The sequence below is a fragment of the Paenibacillus sp. ISL-20 genome, assembly GCF_018613005.1.
Taxonomy (GTDB): domain Bacteria; phylum Bacillota; class Bacilli; order Paenibacillales; family Paenibacillaceae; genus Paenibacillus_AQ.
Genome location: NZ_JAGGRD010000036.1, coordinates 77,539 through 92,220 on the forward strand (window position 1 = coordinate 77,539; position 14,682 = coordinate 92,220).

At 51.5% G+C, this 14,682-nt stretch carries 14 protein-coding genes; 11 read left to right on the forward strand and 3 right to left on the reverse strand.

Annotation, left to right across the window (positions count from 1 at the left end):
• The first annotated feature begins 85 nt into the window (after positions 1-85).
• The 5 genes from J7E85_RS21235 to J7E85_RS21255 all read left to right on the forward strand — a co-directional run bounded on the left by J7E85_RS21235 (position 86) and on the right by J7E85_RS21255 (position 4,452).
• Positions 86-556 (forward strand): DUF3052 domain-containing protein, encoded by a 471-nt coding sequence (locus tag J7E85_RS21235; RefSeq protein WP_215161269.1) that lies wholly within the window; start codon positions 86-88, stop codon positions 554-556.
• 102 nt (positions 557-658) lie between these two features.
• A complete protein-coding gene (locus J7E85_RS21240) occupies positions 659-949 on the forward strand; it encodes a DUF6509 family protein (RefSeq protein WP_215161271.1) in 291 nt (96 codons plus the stop codon).
• Between the two features lie 509 nt (positions 950-1,458).
• Complete coding sequence (gene mphI, locus J7E85_RS21245; RefSeq protein ID WP_215161273.1) at positions 1,459-2,400, forward strand: macrolide 2'-phosphotransferase MphI; 942 nt, start codon at positions 1,459-1,461, stop codon at positions 2,398-2,400.
• Between the two features lie 317 nt (positions 2,401-2,717).
• Positions 2,718-3,254 carry a GNAT family N-acetyltransferase gene (locus J7E85_RS21250; protein WP_076323796.1) on the forward strand — a complete coding sequence of 179 codons (537 nt, stop codon included), beginning with the start codon at positions 2,718-2,720 and terminating at the stop codon, positions 3,252-3,254.
• 379 nt (positions 3,255-3,633) lie between these two features.
• The gene (locus tag J7E85_RS21255) at positions 3,634-4,452 is read left to right on the forward strand and encodes a GNAT family N-acetyltransferase (RefSeq protein ID WP_215161275.1); all 819 of its coding nucleotides are present in this window, start codon (positions 3,634-3,636) and stop codon (positions 4,450-4,452) included.
• Between the two features lie 61 nt (positions 4,453-4,513).
• On the opposite strand, the gene J7E85_RS21260 is transcribed toward J7E85_RS21255, so the two are convergent.
• A complete protein-coding gene (locus J7E85_RS21260; RefSeq protein ID WP_076323798.1) occupies positions 4,514-5,404 on the reverse strand; it encodes a LysR family transcriptional regulator in 891 nt (296 codons plus the stop codon).
• Positions 5,405-5,526: 122 nt separating this feature from the next.
• Between J7E85_RS21260 and J7E85_RS21265 the strand changes: the two genes are divergently transcribed.
• From J7E85_RS21265 to J7E85_RS21290, 6 genes are all read left to right on the forward strand, one after another.
• On the forward strand, positions 5,527-6,603 hold the full coding sequence (locus J7E85_RS21265; RefSeq protein WP_215161277.1) for a branched-chain amino acid aminotransferase: 1,077 nt from the start codon (positions 5,527-5,529) through the stop codon (positions 6,601-6,603).
• A 227-nt stretch (positions 6,604-6,830) separates the two neighbouring features.
• The gene (locus tag J7E85_RS21270) at positions 6,831-7,727 is read left to right on the forward strand and encodes an AraC family transcriptional regulator (RefSeq protein WP_215161279.1); all 897 of its coding nucleotides are present in this window, start codon (positions 6,831-6,833) and stop codon (positions 7,725-7,727) included.
• A gap of 109 nt (positions 7,728-7,836) precedes the next feature.
• A complete protein-coding gene (locus J7E85_RS21275; protein WP_215161282.1) occupies positions 7,837-8,820 on the forward strand; it encodes an N-acetylglucosamine kinase in 984 nt (327 codons plus the stop codon).
• Between the two features lie 66 nt (positions 8,821-8,886).
• On the forward strand, positions 8,887-10,203 hold the full coding sequence (locus J7E85_RS21280; RefSeq protein WP_215161284.1) for a 6-phospho-beta-glucosidase: 1,317 nt from the start codon (positions 8,887-8,889) through the stop codon (positions 10,201-10,203).
• 191 nt (positions 10,204-10,394) lie between these two features.
• On the forward strand, positions 10,395-11,696 hold the full coding sequence (locus J7E85_RS21285) for a phytoene desaturase family protein (RefSeq protein ID WP_215161286.1): 1,302 nt from the start codon (positions 10,395-10,397) through the stop codon (positions 11,694-11,696).
• The gene (locus J7E85_RS21290) at positions 11,674-12,546 is read left to right on the forward strand and encodes an RNA polymerase sigma-70 factor (RefSeq protein ID WP_215161288.1); all 873 of its coding nucleotides are present in this window, start codon (positions 11,674-11,676) and stop codon (positions 12,544-12,546) included. The genes J7E85_RS21285 and J7E85_RS21290 overlap by 23 nt, the downstream gene beginning before the upstream one ends.
• Positions 12,547-12,625: 79 nt before the next feature.
• On the opposite strand, the gene J7E85_RS21295 is transcribed toward J7E85_RS21290, so the two are convergent.
• The gene (locus J7E85_RS21295; RefSeq protein ID WP_251035919.1) at positions 12,626-13,561 is read right to left on the reverse strand and encodes an SDR family oxidoreductase; all 936 of its coding nucleotides are present in this window, start codon (positions 13,559-13,561) and stop codon (positions 12,626-12,628) included.
• The gene (uxuA, locus tag J7E85_RS21300) at positions 13,558-14,655 is read right to left on the reverse strand and encodes a mannonate dehydratase (RefSeq protein ID WP_215161290.1); all 1,098 of its coding nucleotides are present in this window, start codon (positions 14,653-14,655) and stop codon (positions 13,558-13,560) included. Before uxuA ends, J7E85_RS21295 begins: the two co-directional genes overlap by 4 nt.
• Positions 14,656-14,682 lie beyond the last annotated feature (27 nt).

Below are 14,682 nucleotides of genomic sequence, written 5' to 3' on the forward strand. Positions count from 1 at the left end.
TACCCACTCATATGGGTATGCTCTTATTAATAAGGTGTCCGAAGTGCTTTATATTACAATCGAATCGAGAGGAATGAACTTAAACATGCTGGAGACACATCCAACCGTCAAAAAGCTGCAATTCAAGGACCTCGGCCAGCCAGTTCTGATGCTAAACGCGCCACAGGCCTATCATGAGGTCATCAACTCCCTGCAAGGGGATGTTCATACCGAGCCTAGGCAAGTGCCTTACGATTTTGTGCAAGCCTTCGGGACAAGCAATGACGAATTGCAGCGGTTAGCCAAGATCGCAGCCAGCTCCGTGGCTGACAACGGCCTGCTGTGGCTGTGTTACCCCAAGAAGTCGTCCAAGACCTACAAGAACTCCGATTGCAGCCGGGAGAGCATTACGGGCATTCTTGCTGACGAAGGCTATGAGCCCGTTCGGCAAATCGCTATCGATGAGGATTGGTCGGCCATGCGCTACCGTAAAGTGGAGTTGATCAAGTCCATGACCAGATCGTTTGCAGCAACCGCGAAGGGGAAAGAACGGACGGGTCAAGAGGACGATAAATGAAGATCGGCTTGCATACGGTAGATCGGGTATATTGATATTGGCTGCCCTGCTTAAAAATGCGCTGTTGTGTATAATGAGTAAAGTGATAGAAAGGATGGGAATATGCTGACAATCAAAGAATACAGCGTTGAATTGGTGAAGGATCCCTTTGGAATCCTGACCGGCAAACGCTTTGAGTTTGTATGTGATTTGGACGTGCCGGAGGACGATGAGCTTTATTCGGAGCATGGCGTCTATTTGAGAGTGATTTACCTGGAAGATGAGGAGCGTTCGCGTATTGTAAAGTACGACTTCTATGAGCGGACAACGGACCAGTACCTGGACTTCGATATGGAGCCCGAGGAAGAGGAAGAACTCATGGCTTTTTGCAAAGAGCATTTGCAGGAAGCGTAAATAGAGTCGGAAGATGTGAAACAGGCACTTGCGGGGTGACTTGGTCATGCTGTACTGAATCATTACGAATCGCAGCTTCTTCCATGGAAAGTGGAAACATTGCCGAAGCAGGTCTTGCAGACTATTGATGGTTTTGGTAAAGTTAAACACAACTTATAAATGAACGGAGGGTTACGTATGTTGGATTATTCCCGATTGAGATCTTTTCGCGGCTAATGAAATAGCGCTAAAGAGACCTGCACAGTTGCAGGGTAATCGGGATGGGTCCGTCTTTTTTACGTAACCCATTTTTATGATATGTCTATAGAAATACACGTCTATTCATTTGCGGGATAACGGTGTTTTCACCTTCCTGTTTTATTTGGATGTGTATTTCGGGTAGGCATTCCAGGAACGGTGGACAGCTATGACCCGTTCCGGTTACCCAGCACAGGCAGCTCGATGCCTGTGCTTTTTTTGTTGTTATGATGGCGATGATGCAATGAAATATGGAAGGGGATTGATTCCTTATGACAATAGCAAAACAAAATGATGAGTATACACAAATTATACAAGAGATGCTGGAGATTGCCGGAAAACACGGGGTGAATTTGAATCCGGAGGGAATTGAAATGAATGAATCCGGCATGGATTTCCTTGTTGGATTTGCAGAGGAAGCAGGGACCGGAGCACGGTGGATTCTGCGTAAACCGAGACGATTGGATGTGCTGGAAAGGGCGGATAACGAAGCCCGGGTCCTGAAGCTGATCCCATCCTATCTTCCGGTTGATGTACCGGATTGGCGGATTTATACGCCGGAGCTCATCGCCTACCCGCTGCTTAGCGGGGAGCCTACCGCTTCCGTCAGCTCGGAAGGCTATGCATGGAATATGGATCATGAGAATCCGGGTGACGGATTTGTCCGCTCATTGGCTGAGACGCTGGTTGCCTTGCATGGCGTCGATCATGATGCGGCGCGAGCAGCAGGTCTGCGGGTGAAGAGTCCCCAAGAGGTTCGTGAAGAGACGGCGCGTAATATGGAAGACATCAAGAGCCGTCTGGGCGTCTCCGATGCGCTGTGGGAAAGATGGCAGAAATGGCTGGAGGAGGATTCCTATTGGCCAACGCATTCTGCCCTCATCCATGGCGATCTTCATCCCCCGCATATCCTGATTGATGAGCGCGTGCAGGTTACCGGGCTCTTGGATTGGACGGAGTCGGAGGTAGCAAGTCCCGCCAAAGACTTCGTGTTATACTACGCCATTTATGGCGAGCATAATCTCCGCGTCCTGTTGGAGCGGTATGAACAAGCCGGAGGGAAGGTGTGGCCGCGCATGTTCGATCATATTGTTGAGCAGCATGCCGCCTATCCCGTGCTGATTGCCCAGTTCGCTCTCCTGACAGGTCAGGAAGAGTATATGACGATGGCGCGGAATGCCCTGGGATTGACGGAGGAGGCTTCCTCGAACTAGGAGATTGGCGGCAAGGAATTTTTATGCTGTTTGGTGAGACTGCAAACCCACTGAATACAGCTCTCTACAAAACTACAAGCCAACCGATGCATACATTCGGTTGGCTCTTTGCATGATATAAATAACAGAATTCAACATAATTTTGGATGAGCTGTAGGACATATAATGAAATCATGGTGAAATAAGAAGTAAGGTTAACGGATTTTTACTACATTCGTAACGCAATTTACATACCTGTAAACCTCTTGGAAGAGTAAATATGTTATCCTAGACATACTAAACTTACATACATCATTCATTTAGGGAGGGGATTGACCGTGAATATTGAGGTGCGTTTATGCCCGAAGGAACAGTCATTTATTCTGCATAACATCTATCCACTGTACTTGCATGACATTGCTGAGATATGGGGGGTCCGTCCTAACCGGTTCGGTGTATTTGAAAAAGAGGATGTGCCGACCTTAAGCGAACAGAGCAAACAGCTCGATATGTGGTGGGAGCAGCCATCGGTTCTTTTTCCTTATCTGATCTCTGTAGATGGTATCGCGGCAGGGTTGGCCCTGGTGGCGACCACCCCGTACATTCCATCGCCGAATATTCAGTACTACTTAAATGATTTTTTTGTGCTTCGGACTTTTCGAAGACAAGGTGTAGCCCAACGAGCGGCTGAGCTTGTGTTCGATCAGTTCCAAGGTGCATGGGAGCTACAAACGAATCCGACCGAGCGCAATATGAGTACCCAGATTTTTTGGCGCAAGACGTTGAACACGTACACGGGCGGAAGATATACGGAGCATGAAGGCGTCCATCCGGAAAAAGGGGATATGCTGGTCTTCCGTTTTAATAACAAATAAGCATTTCTTCATATGTGGAATCGGGCTTGACAGCTGAATGCTGCTGGGAGTAAACTGAGTTAAATTTTTCGAAAATGCTAGGATGAGGACGCCAGGGTCGCAAGTGGAAGCTGAATCAGAGAACTGCTGGGTGGTGCAAAGCAGTCAGCGGCGATGTATGGCCATCACCTCGGAGCAGATCCGCCGATCGTTTATAACTTGAGGCGTATCCGGTATTCCCTGCCGTTACCATGGGGCATCATTGATGGATGATGACGAGAGTGCGTACCGGCTTGACCGGTGCGAATCAGGGTGGTAACGCGGAGACAAGGCTCCGTCCCTACAAGGGACGGGGCTTTTTTGTGTTCCTTTAGACCATGGAAAAGAGAGGAGTGTACGTATGCTTGCGAAATTGATGCCTCAGGACGAGGTGCTGTACCAGGAAGATTTTATTCAGGATGAGGTGTCATACAATCTGATTCATCTCCTTGCTGGGTCACCGCAGAACATGGGGCTGAAATCGCCGGATGGACGGATGATCTTTGCGCAGTCTCCCCGGGGGAACGCGTGGTTATGGATTTCCCGGGAGGTTTCCGGGGATAAGCGGCAGCACCTGCTCCAAGAGCTGGTAAGCGAGCTTGAAGCGGTGACCCTGCCTGGGGTGACCGGGGAGCCGGGTGTGGCAGAGCAGTTTGCACGTTGTTATGCAGAGGAGCGTCAAGGGACCTACCGTCATCATATGACGATGGAGTCTTATCATGCCCCCGCTGTGGAGCCTCCTCATTTTGTCGAGGGCGCGATCAGGCAGGCCGCTGAAGAAGATACGCAGCAGGTGGCCCGGTTTCTGGTTGGATTTTCGGAGGATGCTTATGGGGTCCGCGCGAATGCGGCAAGCCAAGTCGAGACAGCGCAGCGACTCATTCAGCAGGGCGGGTTGTATTTATGGATAGCTGGCGACAAAGCGGTCTCGATGGCTAATCTTGCACACCGTTCGCCAAGGCACGGTCGCATAAACGCAGTATACACGCCGAGGGCTGAACGGAAAAAAGGGTATGCCAGCGCCCTGGTTGCAGATCTTGGACTTCGTCTGCTGCAGGACGGTTTGGTACCCATGCTGTATGCCGATCAGGTCAACCCGGACTCCAATCGATTGTACCAAAATATCGGGTTTATCCGGTGCGGAACGATTCGCGACTTCAAGTTTGTTAACAATGAATAGTGAATCCATAAAGTGGCACGGCTTGGACAAAGCCGGGGAAGACGAGGGGCATCAACAAATGTTATTCTATAAAGGTAGCTAAGAAATGCCGGGCCCGATTGGATAGTACATGATCCCTCAGCCAGACAATGCCCACGTCGGACTGGAAATCAGCGCTCGTAATGGACAGTGTCCGGATGTTGGGAATCGCAAATGAGGACATCACCGACTCGGGTAAAATGGTGGCACCGATGCCTTCAGCTACCAGAGCAACGATAATGGCAACGCTGGAGCATTCGCAAATGACATGCGGTTCAAGTTCGCCGCGCTTAAATTCTTGGATGACCCGCTCATGCATCCCGATCGTCTGATCGGTTTTTAAGGACAAGAACGGATATTCCGCCAGCTCGCGCATCGAGATTTCCGAATGGGAGGATACACTTTCCCAGCTGCTTGGAAGGACCGCGACGAACGGGTCGGAGGGCAGAGGCCGAACGGCATAACGTTCAGGCCCGAAGCTGGATTCGAAAGGGAGCCGGGTCACTGCCAGCTCAATATTACGCTTGTCGAGTTGATCCGCCAGCAGGGAGTGATCGCCTTCCCGAATCTTGAAGGTGACCTCGGGATATTGTTGCCGGAAGATCTGGATGCGCTGGGGCAAGAGCGAAATACAGGAGACAACGGCGCCGATGGAGAGCATGCCGCGGATTCCAGCGTGGATCTCCTTCACCTCGGTTAGCGTTTCATTGAACTGGTTCAGCAGGGATGCGGCTCGGTTCTGCAGCAGCTCGCCTGCGTGTGTGAGCTGAAGCTGCTTGCCGCTGCGTTCAAACAGCAGAACGCCGAGCTCTTCCTCCATCAGTTTCAGCTGACGGCTTAATGGAGGCTGCTCCATATTGAGCTGTTTTGCTGCACGCGTGATCTGTCCTTCCTGTGCAATCGTCAGGAAATATCGTAGCTGCCGAATATCCATGTCCATACCCCCTCTCCATACCTATAAGGTATGGTATCCCTATAAATCAGATATTTTTAATATAGGGCATCGATTGATATGATTCAACTAATAACGTTTACAAAATAAGGAGATGTGTGCACATGACTTACGCGATACCCGTGGAATTAACGACCACCCCGAAGACAAAGCCGAGCCATCATAAACAGGCTTTCGGCACGGTATTTACGGACCACATGTTTATTCTCGATTATGAGGCTAGTCAAGGCTGGCACGATCCGCGCGTCGTTCCGTATCAGCCGATCGAATTGGACCCTGCCGCCAAGGTATTTCACTACGGGCAGACCGTGTTTGAAGGCTTGAAGGCTTACTTGACGGAAGATGAGCGAATTCTCATGTTCCGCCCGAGCAAAAATATTCAGCGGCTGAACCTGTCCAACCAGCGCCTGAGCATTCCGGCATTGGACGAGGAACTTGTTATGGAAGCGCTCAAGCAGCTGGTGCTCGTGGACCGCAACTGGATTCCTTCAGAGCCTGGCACATCGCTCTATATCCGTCCGTTTGTGATCGCAACCGAGCCCGTGCTTGGCGTAGCGCCATCACTGCAATACAAGTTCATGATTATCCTGTCGGTGGTCGGTTCGTATTATGCGGAAGGCATCAATCCGGTCAGCATTTATGTGGAGCCGAAATACGTGCGTGCCGTAGCCGGCGGCGTGGGCAATGCCAAGACGGCTGGCAACTACGCGGCAGGTTTGAAGGCGCAGGATGAAGCAACGCTTAAGGGATACTCGCAGGTGCTGTGGCTCGATGGCGTACATCGCAAATACATCGAGGAAGTCGGCAGCATGAACGTGTTCTTCAAGCTGGGCGATACGGTCGTAACCCCGGCGCTGAATGGCAGCATCCTGGATGGCGTTACCCGGAACTCGGTTATCCAACTGCTTCAGCATTGGAATATCCCGGTAGAAGAACGGGCCATCTCCATTGATGAAATCGTGGAGGCCCACCGCAGCGGCTTGTTGACCGAAGCTTTTGGTACCGGTACGGCAGCGGTAATTTCACCGATTGGATCCCTGGAATGGCAGGATGAGCAATTGAAGATTGGTGAGGGAGCAACGGGCGAACTCTCTAAACGCGTATATGATGCCATCACAGGCATCCAGCTCGGAACGGTTGAGGATCCGTTCGGCTGGACGGTTGAGCTTACGTTATCTTAATGAACCTATAAGGACCCTGCCGCAGGCATACTGAGGCAGGGTCCTTTTTTTGTTCATCACTGCTCTCTCTGTGATCCAACTCTTAATTGGCCTTCGGGCTCTTCGTTATATCGGGTTGTCTTCTGAGAAGATACGTCGATAAACGTTTTTCTTATGATAAGCGCCATGTTACGATGAGGGTAAATTGTTGACACGTTGACGTACGAACGCATGGAGGTGCTTTTTTAGTGAATCGTCCGCAGAGTGTCGTTCCTGATGCCATAGATTTTACGAACGCGGCCTTTCCTTTTACCGCGTCGACCACGCACGGCATATTTGCCGGAGCCCAGCGCCTGCATTGGCATCATGCTTTGGAGTTCAACTATATTCAGAGCGGGACCGGATTTATTCTGATCAACGGGATGAAACTCCCGTTTCAGCAGGGAGATATTATTTTCATCAACAGCAATGATCTTCACCGGGCGTATGAGACCGAGAACTTGGTGATGGATGTCATTATGTTCGAGCCTTCGCTGCTATCCATCGACCTCAAGTTCGATCCGGATCTGATGGCTCCTTTCCGTTCGCTCGGAAACATGGACAGGCAGTCCCCCGTACACGATGAATTGGCTCACCTGCTGGGGCGCATGATGGAAGAGTATCAATCCCGAGGTACCGCTTATATGAGCCTGATCCGTTCGGATCTCATTCGTTTCCTGAGTTTGGCAAACCGCCATCTGTCGACTCCGATTCAAGCGAACAGGCCGATCAAGGGTAGGGGAATGCATGCATTAAAAGAAGTCCTGCGCACGATGGAGCTTGATCTGGACTACAGCTGGACGCTGCAGGAGCTGTCGGATTTAACGCATCTGAGCCCTTCCCGGTTCAGTGCTCTGTTCCAGCAGGCGGTCGGCACTTCACCGCACCATTATCTGATTCAGCTGCGCTTGACGCATGCCGTGCACTTGCTAGAAACGACGGACCAGAAGATTATCGAGATTGCTGAATCCTGCGGGTTTCGGAATCTGTCTAACTTCAATCGTCTGTTCAAGCAGCATGTTGGCGCATCGCCAAGCGAAATTCGGGAGCGTGCTTATGCAGGCAGTCCCGTGATCCCTTCCACTACAAAAACCAAGAAACAGTAAGATAGTATCACTCCTTGATCGTATAACAGTAGATGGATGTCAGTGGAAGCGGTATCTTAAATATATACCACCACATGACGCCGCTGTATGGCGGGTAGGAGTGAAGTGCATGAGTTTGTATCTGGGTGTAGATGCCGGCGGTAGTAAGACACACGCCGTGATCTGCGATGAGCAAGGGAACATTCTTGGCAAGGGAGCGTCTGGGAACGGCAATCACCAGATTCACCGTGAACATGCGGCCCGTAACATTGAGGAAGCCTGTAATGCGGCTCTTCAAGAGGCTGGAGTTGCCAAAGAAAATATCAGTTATGCTTATTTTGGCTTGGCCGGAGCGGATCGGGAGGCCGATTACGAGATCCTGCGTCCGATGATCGGGGCTCTCGGTTATCCCAAGCATGATATCGCGTGCGATACCATTATCGGGATGAGGGCTGGAACCAGCCGTTCGTATGGCGCCGCACTGATCTGCGGTACAGGCTTCAACAGCGCAGCCCGCAACCGTGCGGGAGAAGAGCTGCAGTATGGCGGATTCGGCTTCTTGTATGGAGATGGATACGCGGGCGGTTTCGGATTTGCCACGCTGGCTTTCCGGGCAGTCATTCGGGCCTGGGATGAGCGGGGCCCGGCAACCTTATTGACATCGCTCGTACTGGAGCAGATGGGATACACGTCCGTAGAACCGATGTATGAGGATGTCCTCTATGGTAAGACAAAGGTTCCGCCAAGTCTGGTGAAGACGCTGTTCCAGGCAGCTGAAGCAGGTGACGAGGTGGCAACCCGAATTCTTGAGAATGAAGGCGAAGAGCTGGCTAATGCGGTATGTACGCTGATCCGGCGGCTGGACATGACGGATGAAGCCTTTGACATTGTTTATATAGGCAGTGTGCTGAACAGACCGAACAGCTCGATCCTGACGGATGCGATCGAACGGATTGTTGCAGTCCGGGCACCACATGCGAGCTGTGTAAGACTGACATCCGATCCGGTTTCCGGCGCGCTTCTCTGCGCGATGGATGCCGACGGTCATGCCATTGATGCACAGGCGGAGGCCAAACTAAAAGCATTTACGTTTGAGCAGGTAACCACAGCCTGATCAGTTTATCGTTTTGAATAGAACCTGATAGATACGGATTGATATCATACCTTGGAGGCGATTAATGTGGCAGCAGGATTGAAGATAGCGGTCATCGGGGGAGGTTCCTCCTATACCCCGGAAATTGTTGAAGGTTTCATTCGCAATTATGAGCAAATGCCGATTCGCGAACTATGGTTCGTTGATATTGAAGAGGGCAAGCATAAGCTGGAGATTGTAGGCAATCTAGCGAAACGCATGGTGAAAGAATCGGGCCTGCCGATAGAGGTTCACCTGACACTGGATCGCAGACAAGCGATTGCAGGTGCCGATTTTGTGACGACCCAGATGCGTGTTGGCTTGCTTGCGGCACGTAAACAGGATGAGCATATTCCGATTATGCAAGGCGTTATCGGTCAGGAGACGACGGGTCCTGGCGGCATGCTGAAGGCGCTGCGCACGGTTCCGGTGATTCTGGACATTTGCCGTGATATCGAGGAGCTGGCACCGAATGCATGGATGCTGAACTTCACGAATCCGGCGGGCATTGTTACCGAGGCGGTTGCAAAGCACAGTAAGGTGAAATCCGTTGGTCTGTGCAATTCGCCAATTAACTTTCAGAAGTTCCTGGCGGCCGAGTACGGCGTGTCGGAGAAGGACGTTCTGGCCGAGTTTGTCGGGATCAACCATCTTCACTGGGTGACGTCGGCTATCGTTAACGGGGAAGAGAAGATGCCGGAGCTGCTGGACGGCGGCAAATCGTATACGGCGAAGAACGTGCCGACCTTCGGCTGGGATACGGACTTTATCCGCTCGCTTGGAGCGATCCCGACGTATTATCTTAAATATTTCTACATGACCGATACGATGTTTGCGGATATGAAGGCATCGCTGGAGAAGGACGGAACCCGAGCGGATGTGGTCAGCCGGGTTGAGCAGGAGCTGTTTGAGCTCTACAAGGATGAGAATTTGGCCGTGAAACCGAAGCAGCTGGAGCAGCGGGGCGGCGCTTATTACTCCGAAGCGGCAGTCAACCTGATGACGTCCATCTACAATGACCGCCATGATATCCAGACATTGAATGTCGCAAACGGCAATATCTATGACTTCCTGCCTGCGGATGCCAGCATCGAGATCAACTGCGTGGTAACGGGCCAAGGGCCGATTCCGCTTACACCGCAGAACGTTCCTTCCCATGTAAAAGGACTGATGCATGCGGTGAAAGTGTATGAACAATTGACGATTGAAGCGGCCATTACTGGTGATCGCGGAATTGCGCTGCAAGCGCTGGTTCACCATCCGCTGGTGCCTTCGGTAAGTGTAGCGAAGCAGTTGCTCGACGAAATGCTGGAGGCGAACAAAAAGTACTTGCCTGCTTTTTTTAAGCCGGAGACCGTGCAGTAAACCGAAATGAATATCAAACGTGCGGTTATGATATAGAGCCATAAAGCCCCTCTTCGTATTGAAGAGGGGCTTTATGGTAGGAGTTCCGAAATCAAGAATGATATGAATTTTCGGATTTGATCTTCATTTTCTGTCACATCCCGATGTCCTCGCCCGTCATACCCGTATAAAACCGAAAGGGATGATGACGGATGCTAAAATATGACGTAGCTGTTGTAGGTGGAGGCATAGCCGGTTTAACAGCCGCAATCTATGCGGCAAGAGCCGGGAAGCAAACGATAATCGTTGAAAAGCAGGAGCGTTTAGGTGGCCGGGCCATGACCCATAAGAAGAAGGGAGCTTACTTCAATCTGGGCGGGCATGCCTTATATCATGGAGATGCCCTTTCAACCTTTCGCGAATTAGGGCTTCAATTGCGGGGAGGTCAACCTTCGATTGACGGGTATGGGATATGGAAAGGGAAACTAAGTCCGTTACCCATGGGCGTGAAATCCCTATTCACTACCCCTCTATTATCCTGGAAGGGCAAAATGGAGCTCGGTGTCTGGCTTGCGAAATTAGGTAAACTGGATACGCAGCTGTACGACAACATGAGTTTGCGCGAATGGATTGAAGGTAACGTGCAGGATCCCATGGTACGAAATTTATTCTATTCGCTATTGCGTACAGCGAGTTATGTGGTAGCCCCTGACCTGCAGGCCGCCGGTCCCGTACTGCAGCAGCTTAAGCACGCGCTGAAGGGGGTGCTGTATCTGGATCGGGGCTGGGGAGCCATGGTCGATGAATTAAAACAAAAGGCTCTCGAGCAGGGAGTTCAAATCGTAACGAAGAATAAAGTGATTTCAGTTGATCATCACGAGGGAAGGGTACGGCATGTCCTATGCGGGGACGGCATGAAAATTGAAGCAAACCATATTATTCTTACCACACCGCCAACTGTTGCTCACGAACTGGTGCCTCATGCAGAAGAAACTGCTCTTCATACTTGGAAGGAGCAGGCGGTCGAAGTGACAGCGGCTTGCTTGGATGTAGCCCTGCGTCGTCTTCCGGAACCGAAGCAGCAGTTTGTGTACGGCCTCGATCAAACCGTCTTTCTCTCGAATCAATCTCGAGCGGCTTACCTCAGTGAAGATGGCGCACAAGTCATAACCTTGCTGAAGTATCAGGGCAAGGAGAAGGATGCAAGAAGGGATTTGCAGGAATTAGAAGAAACCTTAGACTTGGTGCAGCCGGGTTGGCGCAACGAGCTCGTTGAGAAACAATACCTTCCTAACATCACGGTTTGCCATGATTTTATGCATGTGAAACGCCAGGAGAACCCGGGTCCAGCCGTCCCTGAAATTTTCGGGTTGTATGTAGCGGGAGAATGGGCAGCGCATGGCGAACTCTTGGTTGATGCTGCAACCGCAAGCGCCAAGCGGGCTGTACAGCATATACTCTCGCTTGAAAGTGAGGCAAGGATCCCGAATGATGAGCACAGAGTCATTGTATAAAAGCTATCGATCCGCTCTTTTCTCGTTAGCTTACCGGATGCTGGGAAGTGTGATGGATGCGGAAGATATCGTGCAGGAGGCCTTCATCAGCTATAACCAATTGCCCCATCCGGAGGACATTCGCAATGAGAGAGCGTTTCTGTACAAAATCGTAACGAATCGTTGCTTGGATCTGCTGCGCTCCTCTGCCAAAAAGCGTGAGCTGTACGTCGGTCCCTGGCTGCCGGAACCCCTGATCGAGAATATGGCGGCAGAGACCGACCCTTCTCATATCGTAGAGCAGCATGAGTCCATTTCTACAGCATACCTGCTGCTCCTTCAGCAGCTCAACGCGGTGGAAAGAGCCGTGTTCCTTCTTCGTGAGATTTTTCACTATTCCTATGATGAAATAGCTGAAATCCTGGGAAAAAGCAGCGCCAATTGTCGTCAAATCTTCCGCCGTGCTAAGGGCAGCATTCATTTTGATCCTGATCAAAGTCCATCGATTTCGATGGCAGAGGCTCAAATCAAGGAATTTGTGGACTCCCTCTTACAGGGGAACACGAATAAGCTACTGGAGCTGCTAAGCGAAAATGTCGTGTTCTACTCGGATGGTGGAGGTAAAGTCAGAGCGGCGCAAATTCCTGTGGTCGGAGTCCATCAAGTGATCAAATTGCATCAAAATCTGCTTAAAATGTATGAAGGAAAATATGTGTACTCTTATCTTACCGTCAATGGTCTGCCGGGAATGCGGATCCAGTTGGATCACGGAGTCCAATTTATTTATTCTTTTGCTTTTAAAAACAATCGGATCGAAATGATTTATAGCGTGGCAAATCCGGATAAACTCAGACATATACAATTGCCGTGATATAAAAAACAGGGCCGGTTTTAAGATCATAGGATCTTAAGTCGGCCCTGCTGCTGTATCAGGTTAAGGAAATAATCCGTTATACCCCGGAATAAGCCATGAAGCCGCCGTCTACGGGAATCACCGTTCCGGTGACGAACCCGGAGGTCTGATCATCCACAAGCCAGAGCAGGGTGCCGAGCAGATCCTCCGGCACGCCGAACCGCCTCATGGGGGTATGGGAGATGATTTTATGAGAGCGTTCGGTTAACGAACCATCGCTATGGGTCAGCAGATTGCGGTTCTGCTCGGTCAGGAAGAAGCCTGGCGCAATCGCGTTCACGCGAATGCCGGATTCCGCGAGATGAACGGACAGCCACTGCGTAAAGTTGTTAATGGCCGCTTTGGCTGCGCTATACGCCGGAACCTTGGTCATCGGGCTCGGTGCGCTCATGGACGAGATATTCAGCACGACGGCCCCGGGACGCCCCAGCATCCCTTCCGCAAAAATTTGCGTCGGTATGAGCGTGCCGATGAAGTTCAAATCGAATACGCTGCGGAAGCCAGGCACACTTAACCCGAAGAAGGTTGTCAGATCCGGCTGCCCTACATCCTCCGGACGGAGTATCTCGTTGGTTGTATTCGCGTCTTTCCGGTTGCCGCCGGCTCCGTTAATAAGGATATCGCAGGGTCCGAAAGACTCGCGCACAGCCTTCTCGGCTTGCCGGACGCTTTCCACATCCGTTACATCGCAGGGAATGGCAATCGCTGTACCGCCGGCAGCCGTAATTTCGTCCGCTACCTGCTGCCCTTTCTCGGCCGTACGATTCAAGACGGCGACCTTGGCGCCTTGCCGACCCAGCTCCAGAGCCATTGCTCGGCACAGCACCCCGGAGCCGCCCGTAATGACAACCGTCTTCCCGTTTAATGATGGATGGATAGGAAGGGCTGGCGTCACTTGCGGCGTGGATGCATAGGAAGCTCCGCTTGATCCGGATTCAGAGGTACCTGTTGTATGCTTATTTACCTCACTCATTGAACGGCCTCCTTCAGCTGAGCTGCGCTGCCTGCGCGCTCCCGGCTGTAAGCGTCCCACAGCCCCCAGAGATACATAATGCCCAAGGCGCGGTCATATAGACCGTAACCCGGACGGCACTGCTCACCCCAAATATGCCGCCCGTGATCGGGCCTTACATATCCAGTGAAACCGTTGTCATGATAAGCCTGCACGATGCCGGAAATATCGACGGTACCGTCCTCGGTGCGGTGGGACGTTTCGATGAAATCACCATTCTCATAGACGCGTACATTTCGGATGTGCGCGAACGGAATCCGGTCGTGGAACTCATGGATCATGGAGACGATGTCATTGTCCGGATTGGCGCCGAGGGAGCCGCTGCACAGGGTCAAGCTGTTCGCCGGGCTATCATATAACTTGAGGAATCTCCGCAGATTGTCCTGGCTGGTAATGACCCGTGGCAGACCGAAGATTGGCCAAGGCGGATCATCCGGGTGAATGGCCATTCGAATGCCGTTCTTCTCGGCAGCCGGGATGACGGCGCTTAAGAAATATTCGAGGTTGCGCCACAGATCGTCCTCGGTAACGCCGCGGTATGCTTCGAACAGGGAGGTCAGATGGGCCAAACGCTCCGGCTCCCAGCCTGGCATCGTAAGCGTGCTGTTTCGGTTGATCGTCTGAACCAGCTCCATCGGATCAGTGCCGTGGATTTTGGCTTTCTCAAAGAAGAGGGCCGTCGATCCATCGGCAGACTGCTTATGAAGATCGGTTCTAGCCCAGTCAAATACCGGCATGAAATTGTAGCAGATGACTTTGACGCCGACCTGGCCCAATTTCTCAATCGTCCGGATGTAGTTGGCTATGTACTGATCCCGTGAGGGAAGTCCAAGCTTGATATCCTCATGCACATTCACGCTTTCCACGACGTCAATATGAAGGCCGTACGCTTTCGCCTGGCCCACGACTTCTTCAATCCGCTCCATCGGCCATTCCTCGCCGACAGGAATATCGTGAAGTGCCCATACGATGCCCTCCACGCCGGGGATTTGTCTAATCTGATCCAGTGAGACCGTATCGTTGCCCTCACCAAACCACCTGAATACCATGCGCATTTTCTTCACCGCCTTTACAAGTTTAAG

Coding starts and splice junctions, on each gene's coding strand:
- uxuA (WP_215161290.1), bottom strand. CDS start 14,655: ATGCGCATGGTATTCAGGTGGTTTGGTGAGGGCAACGATACGGTCTCA.
- J7E85_RS21285 (WP_215161286.1), top strand. CDS start 10,395: ATGCTAAAATATGACGTAGCTGTTGTAGGTGGAGGCATAGCCGGTTTA.
- J7E85_RS21275 (WP_215161282.1), top strand. CDS start 7,837: ATGAGTTTGTATCTGGGTGTAGATGCCGGCGGTAGTAAGACACACGCC.
- J7E85_RS21260 (WP_076323798.1), bottom strand. CDS start 5,404: ATGGATATTCGGCAGCTACGATATTTCCTGACGATTGCACAGGAAGGA.
- J7E85_RS21255 (WP_215161275.1), top strand. CDS start 3,634: ATGCTTGCGAAATTGATGCCTCAGGACGAGGTGCTGTACCAGGAAGAT.
- J7E85_RS21290 (WP_215161288.1), top strand. CDS start 11,674: ATGAGCACAGAGTCATTGTATAAAAGCTATCGATCCGCTCTTTTCTCG.
- J7E85_RS21295 (WP_251035919.1), bottom strand. CDS start 13,561: ATGAGTGAGGTAAATAAGCATACAACAGGTACCTCTGAATCCGGATCA.
- J7E85_RS21235 (WP_215161269.1), top strand. CDS start 86: ATGCTGGAGACACATCCAACCGTCAAAAAGCTGCAATTCAAGGACCTC.
- J7E85_RS21240 (WP_215161271.1), top strand. CDS start 659: ATGCTGACAATCAAAGAATACAGCGTTGAATTGGTGAAGGATCCCTTT.
- mphI (WP_215161273.1), top strand. CDS start 1,459: ATGACAATAGCAAAACAAAATGATGAGTATACACAAATTATACAAGAG.
- J7E85_RS21265 (WP_215161277.1), top strand. CDS start 5,527: ATGACTTACGCGATACCCGTGGAATTAACGACCACCCCGAAGACAAAG.